This window comes from Streptomyces caniferus, from assembly GCF_009811555.1.
In the GTDB taxonomy this organism is placed as follows: Bacteria; Actinomycetota; Actinomycetes; order Streptomycetales; family Streptomycetaceae; genus Streptomyces; species Streptomyces caniferus.
Map to the genome: position 1 here is coordinate 472,049 of NZ_BLIN01000001.1, position 7,707 is coordinate 479,755.

The 7,707-nt window shown below is 72.2% G+C and carries 6 protein-coding genes and 1 pseudogene; 4 read left to right on the forward strand and 3 right to left on the reverse strand.

All coding sequences use genetic code 11. The features are described from left to right. Positions 1-2: 2 nt before the first annotated feature. Positions 3-758, reverse strand: coding sequence for a TetR/AcrR family transcriptional regulator (locus Scani_RS01880; protein WP_246295428.1), 756 nt, complete (start codon positions 756-758; stop codon positions 3-5). A 247-nt stretch (positions 759-1,005) separates the two neighbouring features. Between Scani_RS01880 and Scani_RS01885 the strand changes: the two genes are divergently transcribed. The 4 genes from Scani_RS01885 (at position 1,006) to Scani_RS01900 (ending at position 4,353) form a co-directional block, all read left to right on the forward strand. Continuing rightward, positions 1,006-1,665, forward strand: coding sequence for a histidine phosphatase family protein (locus Scani_RS01885; protein ID WP_159469302.1), 660 nt, complete (start codon positions 1,006-1,008; stop codon positions 1,663-1,665). An 11-nt stretch (positions 1,666-1,676) separates the two neighbouring features. Further along, on the forward strand, positions 1,677-2,585 hold the full coding sequence (locus Scani_RS01890; protein WP_159469300.1) for an ADP-ribosylglycohydrolase family protein: 909 nt from the start codon (positions 1,677-1,679) through the stop codon (positions 2,583-2,585). Between the two features lie 352 nt (positions 2,586-2,937). After that, positions 2,938-3,639 (forward strand): ribonuclease HII, encoded by a 702-nt coding sequence (gene rnhB / locus Scani_RS01895; protein WP_159469298.1) that lies wholly within the window; start codon positions 2,938-2,940, stop codon positions 3,637-3,639. 66 nt (positions 3,640-3,705) lie between these two features. Next, positions 3,706-4,353, forward strand: coding sequence for a hypothetical protein (locus Scani_RS01900; RefSeq protein ID WP_159469296.1), 648 nt, complete (start codon positions 3,706-3,708; stop codon positions 4,351-4,353). Between the two features lie 241 nt (positions 4,354-4,594). Here the strand turns inward: Scani_RS01900 and Scani_RS01905 are convergent, their stop codons facing one another. Together Scani_RS01905 and Scani_RS01910 are read right to left on the reverse strand one after the other, a co-directional pair. Continuing rightward, positions 4,595-5,308, reverse strand: a complete 714-nt coding sequence (locus Scani_RS01905) for a hypothetical protein (RefSeq protein WP_159469294.1) — start codon at positions 5,306-5,308, stop codon at positions 4,595-4,597. Between the two features lie 217 nt (positions 5,309-5,525). Further along, a pseudogene (locus Scani_RS01910) lies at positions 5,526-7,691 on the reverse strand (RecQ family ATP-dependent DNA helicase). Positions 7,692-7,707 lie beyond the last annotated feature (16 nt).

Here is a 7,707-nt window from a genome sequence, read left to right on the forward strand (position 1 = left end):
GGTCAGGAGGCGGCGCCGGGGGAGGTGCCGGCCGTACTCCCGGTGGTGAACGCCCCGGCGCGGGCCGCGGCCAGTGCGGCCGCCGCGGCCTGGTCCGCGAGGGCGTCGTCCACCGGCTCCCGGGTGATGAACAGGCGGAAAAAGAGCGGCGCGGAGACGGCGCGGGCGAGTGCGCCGGCGTCGATGGCACCGGCTGCGGTGGTGCCGGAAGCGGAATGTGGCGGGCCGGCTTCCGGGGTATCGGGCGCGGAGCCCGGCGTCGCCGGCAATTCCCCGCGCTCGACGGCCCGCTCGACGAGTACCTCGCAGCGCGCGAACCGCTCGGCGTAGTAGTCACGCAGCGCCACGGCCGCCCGCTCCGAGTGGAAGGCGGCGGCGATCATCGCGGAGCCCGACGCGGCTACCGCGGGGTCGGTGAAGGACACGACGACCTCGCGGGCCAGAGCGCGCAGATCACCTTCCAGGGACCCGGTGTCGGGTGGGGTCCAGCTGTCCTCGCCCGCGAGGTCGAGGGCGTCCGCCAGCAGGCCCTCCACGTCCTTCCAGCGGCGATACAGCGTCGTCTTGTGCACCCCGGAGTGGGCCGCGACGTATTCGACGGTCAAGCCCGGATAACCGTGCTCGGTGAGCCCGGCCAGTACGGCGTCGCGGACGGCGGCACGGGTACGGGCGGTACGGCCGCCCGGACGCCGGGTGCCGGGGGTGGGCGTGGTCTCACCGGTCCCGCGCCCGTTCTCGTGCACCGTCTCGTCAGACAATTGCTACTCCTGTTGCATTAGTGCGTTGCCCGTGTCATCCTCATCGTAATGCGACGAGGGTTGCATTTGCGTGAGGAGGGGGAATGTCCGCTCGGAACTCATTACGCGATGCCGGTCGGCACCGCGGTCGGTCGCTGCCCGCCGCGTGCCGCCGTGGCCTTGCCGGGGTCGCGGCGAGGCTCGCCGTCCTGCTGTGGTCCCTTGACTGCGTGCGGCATGTACAAAGCGGGCGATTTAGGCTGGCGGCATGGCTCGGCCCCGACGCATCGTCCTCATCCGCCATGGAGAGTCGGCGGGGAATGTCGATGACACCGTGTACGAGCGGGAGCCCGATCATGCGCTCTCCCTCACCGAGACCGGGCTGCGGCAGGCGAAGGAAGCCGGCGGTCCGCTGCGCGAGATGTTCGGCGAGGAACGGGTCTCCGCCTATGTCTCGCCCTACCGCCGAACCCACCAGACCTTCCGCGAACTCGGCCTCGATCCCGCCAGGGTCCGGGTGCGCGAGGAGCCCCGGCTGCGCGAGCAGGACTGGGGGAACTGGCAGGACCGCGACGACGTGCGACGGCAGAAGGCCTACCGGGACGCCTACGGTCACTTCTTCTACCGCTTCGCCCAGGGCGAGTCCGGGGCCGATGTCTACGACCGGGTCGGGGCGTTCCTGGAGAGCCTGTGGCGCAGCTTCGAGGACCCGGACCACCCGCCGAACGTCCTCATCGTCACGCACGGTCTCACCATGAGACTGTTCTGCATGCGGTGGTTCCACTGGACGGTGGCCGACTTCGAGTCGCTGTCCAACCCCGACAACGCGGAGCGGCGCATCCTGCTGCTCGGTCCGGACGGCCGCTACAGCCTGGACCGGCCCTTCGAGCGCTGGTGTGTACCCGAGTCTTATGGCGTCACCGGTTAGAGTGCACAGCGATGACCCCCGACCACCGTGACGCAGACCGCTGTGCGCGAGCTCTGGCGAGCCTGCGCGGCCTCTCCGTGGGTGATGCGCTCGGATCCCAGTTCTTCGTCCCCGCCCATTACCCCTCCCTCAAGCGCCGCGAGCTGCCTCCCTCCCCCTGGCAGTGGACCGACGACACCGAGATGGCCTGTTCCGTCCTGGCCGTGCTCACCGCCCACGGCCGGATCGATCAGGACGCGCTCGCCCGCTCCTTCGCCGACCGCCATGACTTCGACCGCGGCTACGGCCCGGCCGTCAATCGGATGCTGCGGCTGATCCGCGAGGGCGGGGACTGGCGCGAGCTGGCATCGGGACTCTTCAACGGTCAGGGCTCGTGGGGCAACGGAGCGGCCATGCGTATCGCTCCCCTCGGCGCCTGGTACGCCGACGACCCCGAGCAGGCCACCCACCAGGCGGAGATCTCCGCCTACACCACCCATCAGCACCGTGAGGCCGTCGTCGGCGCCATGGCCGTCGCCGCCGCGGCCGCCCTGGTGGCCGACCCGGCCCGTGACACCGGCCCCGAACAGCTGCTGGACGGTGTGCTGGAGCTGATCCCGCGCAGCGCCGTGCAGGCCGGACTGCGCCGCGCCCGCGACATGCTCGACTACGCCGACTCCAGCACCGTCGCCGCCGTCCTGGGCTGTGGACGGCGCACCAGCGCCCACGACACGGTGCCCTTCGCGCTCTGGGCCGCGGCCCGGCATCTGGGCAACTACGAGCGGGCGTTTTGGACCACTGCTCAGGCGGGCGGCGATGTGGACACCACGTGCGCCATCGTCGGCGGCATCGTCGCCGCCGGGCACGCCGGCCACCCTCCTGAGGCATGGCTGGAAGGCACCGAGCCGCTCCCGTCCTGGACACCCACCCTCGCCGACTGACGCACGGCCACCGCCTCGCTCCGCGCCCATCCCGCCCGCTGCGGCGTGCTCGCGCCTGTTCGTCGCGCCCATCCGCCGTATCCGTCCGCTGCGGTCCGCTGCCGTCTTCCGGGCGTCCTCCAACCACCGGCCTCGGGCGGCTACTTCACCCCGCACGGCTCCGCTCGGGGCGAGGGAACGGCAGCCTCCGGCGCCGGCCGCGCCTCGCCTGATCCAGCTTCCGCATACCCATCGGTAGCGGAAGCGGCGGGTCCCGTTCGCATGCTGCTCATGCGGCTGCCCGCACCGTTTCCCACCAGGTGGGGATCCGGTGCGGACGGCTGAGCCGAATAGGCGTAACCTTGCTGGCGCCATGCCGTACGAGCCCCCCACCCATTCCGTCGAGCGATCATTGCGCGCCACGACGGGCGCCAAGGTCGTTGCAGGTATCGACGAGGTCGGGCGCGGAGCCTGGGCCGGTCCGGTCAGCGTCTGCGCAGCCATCACCGGTCTGCGCCGGCCGCCCGACGGTCTCACCGATTCCAAGCTGCTGACCCCCAAGCGCCGCACCGAACTGTGCGAAGTGCTCGGCGAGTGGGTCACGTCGTACGCCCTGGGGCACTCCTCGCCCGAGGAGATCGACGCACTGGGCATGACCGCGGCCCTGCGGCTCGCGGCAGTCCGGGCCCTGGAGGCGCTGCCGGTTCAGCCGGACGCGATCATTCTCGACGGCAAGCACAACTACCTGGGCGCGCCATGGCAAGTCCGCACGGTCATCAAGGGCGACCAGTCCTGCATCGCGGTCGCCGCCGCGTCCGTGATCGCCAAGGTGCGACGCGACGCGATGATGGCCGAACTGGGCCTGGTCTACGCCGACTTCGACTTCGCGGCCAACGCAGGCTACCCCTCACCGACCCATCGCATTGCCCTGGAGGAGTACGGTCCTACGCCGCACCACCGAGTGTCGTGGTCCTACATGGATGCCCTGCCCCGCTGGCGGCATCTGAAGAAGGCGCGCATCACCCCCGAAGCAGCCGCTCTGGAAGCCGGTGGCCAACTCGGCTTCGATTTCTGAGCGGTACGCACATCAATTCGGTACCCGATGACGCGTTCCGCACTTACGTTTGATAGACATCCCTTTATGCCTCTCATCCCCGAGGAGCCTCAGATTCACGAGAGTGTCCCGGGTCCCCGCGCAACTCCGGCCGCCGGCCGTACCGCGCCGACCCCCCGTCCCGTTCCTGGTCCCGGTCCCCGCCCCGCGCCGCCGCGTGGCCCCGCGTCCAGTGTCCGTCCGGGCAAGCCCGGACCTGCTGCCCCGCCGCGTGGTCCTGTCGCCGCTCCGCCGGCGCAGCGCACCAGCTCCCCGCAGCCGCCCGCCGGCCAGCCCGGCGCCGCCGCGGGAGCACAGCTCCAGCTGATCCCGGCACCCGCCGCCGGCGCCGTCGACGCCGCCGACGAGGCCGTCGACCTGCTGCTGGACTCCGGGCGTGCGCCGGGCGACATCCTGATGCTGACCACCGGTGAAACGCACCCGTGGGCCGCGCATGAACTGTCCTTCGGCGAGGCGTCCTACTGGGCCCAACACGACGCCGCGGACGATGTGTTCTACGCGGACGCCGGTGCCGAGCGTGCCACCGGCCGGCCCGTCGTGGTCGTCGCCATGAACGGCGGTACGGACGAGGTCACCGCGCAGGCGCTGCCCGCGGCGATGGCCCGTGCCGGAACGCTGCTGATCGTCTGCGGCGACCCGCAGCGGATCAACACCGTTCTCGGAGCACCCGCCTGACCGCTTCCGGTTCGCAACAGCCCGTCGGCCCCGAAGGCCGTCGGGCTCGCTTGCGCTCCGGCCCGGACGAGGTCGGGACGCCGGGCCGGGGGCTTCGGCGGAGAGGCGGAGGTGTGCCGGTCGTGACCGTCTGACTTCTGCCACCACCGGGATGCGCGGGCCGTCTGCCGTGGGTCATGGCACGCCCGGCGAGGTGCCTGCTTCTGCCGCCGGAAGCCGGGCGTACGTCCGCCCGGTCCGCTCAGCGTGCGGCCGTGTGCCGATGGGCTTCCGGGGCGCCGCCTCCCGTGCGCCGCGCCATCGACCGGTTCGGTGCGGCGGGCAGAGGCGCGGCCGTATGGGGCGCCTCGGGGCGCGCCGCCGTCGTGCGACGAGTCTCCATCCGTTCCGCCCCCGTCCGGCGTGCTGCCGTGACGGGCTTGTCCACGGTGGACGGTTTGGGGCGGCGCCCGCCCCGGCCCTCTCCCAGCACCTGCCAGCGGTCCGGGGTCAGCGTGATGTATGCCCCGCAACGGAGCCCGTGCAGCGTGCAGGCGTCGCGCAGCCCCCACATCCAGGCCCCGTCCGTCTCCGTCCACAAAGGCTCGCCCTCACGGCAGTAGAGCAGCACGGCGGTCCGGACCGGGGCGCGCAGCCGCAGGTCGTGCGGGATCACCCGGCGCAGATGCACCAGGAGCGCATTGCGGAACTCCCAGCCGTCGGGAGCGGCCGTGAGCTCCGTGAACGAGGCGCTGGCCGTCACCCGCTCCTGCACGTCGAGCACTGCGACGATGGCCGTCGACGGCACCGGCCGGTGACGGTCGTGCAGGCCGGCGACGACCTCACGGGGATTGCGCAGCAACGGGATGCCGGCCGAGGCCCATTCGGCGGGCTCCAGCATGCGGCCGAGTCGTGCGGCGGAGTCGGCGGACGTGGGCGGGGGCACCTGCGGGGGCGGGGCGAAGCCGAAGGTCACGTTCCTCCCATCGTCTACGCGTCCGCACGTCGGGCGGCGGCCTGGCGCGGATGGGCACCACGGCATGGCCCTGCCTGACCACGGACGGCCGGTACGGGGAAGCAACTCCAATTCTCGCGGTCGTACAGGCATGCGGCAACGAGCAATTCCCGCCCGTGACCGGAATCGCCCGGGGAGTGGCAAATGTTCCTTCCCGTCGCCGCGTGCCGTACGGCCCCTAGCCCTGTACGGCGAGGACCAGCGGAAACACCTCCGCTGCCCCCGCCCGGCGCAGCAGCCGGGCGGCCACGGCCAGCGTCCAGCCGGTATCGGCGTAGTCGTCCACCAGCAGCACCGGACCGCCCGCCGACTCCAACGCCTGCGCCAGCTCGGGTGGTACGCCCAGCGAACCGTCCAGAGCCCGGAGCCGCTGGGCACTGTTGCTGCGCGGAATCCTGCCGTCGGCACCGTCGTCCACCGAGGTCACCGCGCCCAGGAACGGCATGCGGCCGACTGCGGCGATCCGCTCGGCCAGCGACCGGATCAGCTGCGGGCGGCTGCGCGAGGAGAGCGCGACGACGCCCACCGGGCGGGCCGGTGCGTCCGCCGCCCCCGAGGCCCAACCACCGGGGCCCTTGGCCCAGTCGGCGAGCACGGTGACCACCGCGGCCGCGACATCGTCGGGGACCGGGCCGTCCGGGGCCTGCGGGGCGAGCATCGGGCGCAGCCGGTTGCCCCACCCGATATCGGAGAGCCGGCCCAGTGCGCGGCCGGTCGCGGCCAGCTCACCTGCCGGGATACGCCCCTTGAGGTCGACACCGACGGCCGGCAGGCCCGTCGGCCACATCCGCCGCGGCTCCACTTCCACCCCGGGCCGTCCCAGCTCACCGCGCGCCCCCTCCAGCGCTGCGGCGGACACCTCGGTGGTGAACCGCGCCCCGGCACAGTTGTCGCAGCGCCCGCACGCCACGGCCGCCTCGTCGTCCAGCTGCCGTCGCAGGAACTCCATGCGGCAGCCCGTCGTGGTGGCGTACTCCCGCATCGCCTGCTGCTCGGCCTCGCGCTGGCGCGTCACCCACGCATAACGCTCGGCGTCGTACGACCACGGGCGGCCGGTGGAGGTCCAGCCACCCTTGACGCGCTGTACGGCGCCGTCCACATCGAGCACCTTGAGCATGATCTCCAGGCGTGAGCGGCGCAGTTTCGACCTGCGGCTCCAGGGCCGGCAGGGACAACCGGCCGGCCGGCGGCCGCCAGGACGTCCAGCGTCCGCCGCACCTGCTCCTCGGGCGGGAAGGCCAGCGAGGCGAAGTACTTCCAGATCGCCTCGTCCTCCCGCCCGGGCAGCAACAGCACCTCGGCGTGCTCGACCCCACGGCCGGCCCGGCCCACCTGCTGTTAGTACGCGATGGGGACGACGGCGAACCCATGTGCACCACGAAACCCAGGTCGGGCTTGTCGAAGCCCATGCCCAGCGCCGAGGTCGCCACCAGCGCCTTGACGCGATTGGCGAGCAGATCGTCCTCGGCCTGCTGGCGGTCGGCGTTCTCCGTCTTGCCGGTGTACGAGGAGACCGTGTGACCCCGATGACGCAGGAAGGCCGTGACCTCCTCGGCTGCGGCAACGGTGAGCGTATAGATGATCCCCGAGCCCGGCAGCTCGTGCAGATGGTCCGCGAGCCAGGCGAGCCGGTGCGCGGCGTCCGGCAGCGGGAGGACGCCCAGGCTCAGGCTCTCCCGGTCCAGCGGCCCGCGCAGCACCAGTGCCTCGGTGGAGCCCACGCCCGTGCCGAGCTGTTCGGCGACATCGGCGGTCACCCGCGCGTTGGCCGTGGCCGTGGTGGCGAGCACGGGCACACGGGCGGGAGATCGGCGAGCATGGTGCGCAGCCGTCGGTAGTCCGGCCGGAAATCATGGCCCCAGTCGGAGATGCAGTGCGCTTCGTCGACCACCAGCAGACCGGTCGCCGCCGCGAGCTTGGGCAGCACCTGGTCGCGGAAGTCCGGGTTGTTGAGGCGCTCGGGGCTGACCCGCAGGACGTCCACCTCGCCGGCCGCCACCTCGGCCTGGACGGTGTCCCACTCCTCGGTGTTGGCGGAGTTGATCGTGCGGGCGCGGATCCCGGCCCGCGCGGCGGCCTCGACCTGATTGCGCATCAGCGCGAGCAGCGGGGAGACGATCACGGTCGGTCCGCTGCCGCGCTCACGCAGCAGCGCCGTCGCGACGAAATAGACCGCGGACTTGCCCCAGCCCGTGCGCTGTACGACCAGCGCGCGGCGGTGGTCGGCGACCAGCGCCTCGATCGCCCGCCACTGATCCTCGCGCAGCCTGGCCTCGCCGCCGGGATCCCCGACGAGGCGGGTCAGGACGGCATCGGCTGCGGCACGCAGATCTTCGTTGCTCATGCCCCCATGCAACCCA

Bases quoted from the DNA above. Each gene is read 5' to 3' on its own strand.
- Scani_RS01885 (WP_159469302.1), top strand. From the start codon at position 1,006: ATGGCTCGGCCCCGACGCATCGTCCTCATCCGCCATGGAGAGTCGGCG.
- Scani_RS01890 (WP_159469300.1), top strand. From the start codon at position 1,677: ATGACCCCCGACCACCGTGACGCAGACCGCTGTGCGCGAGCTCTGGCG.
- rnhB (WP_159469298.1), top strand. From the start codon at position 2,938: ATGCCGTACGAGCCCCCCACCCATTCCGTCGAGCGATCATTGCGCGCC.
- Scani_RS01900 (WP_159469296.1), top strand. From the start codon at position 3,706: ATGCCTCTCATCCCCGAGGAGCCTCAGATTCACGAGAGTGTCCCGGGT.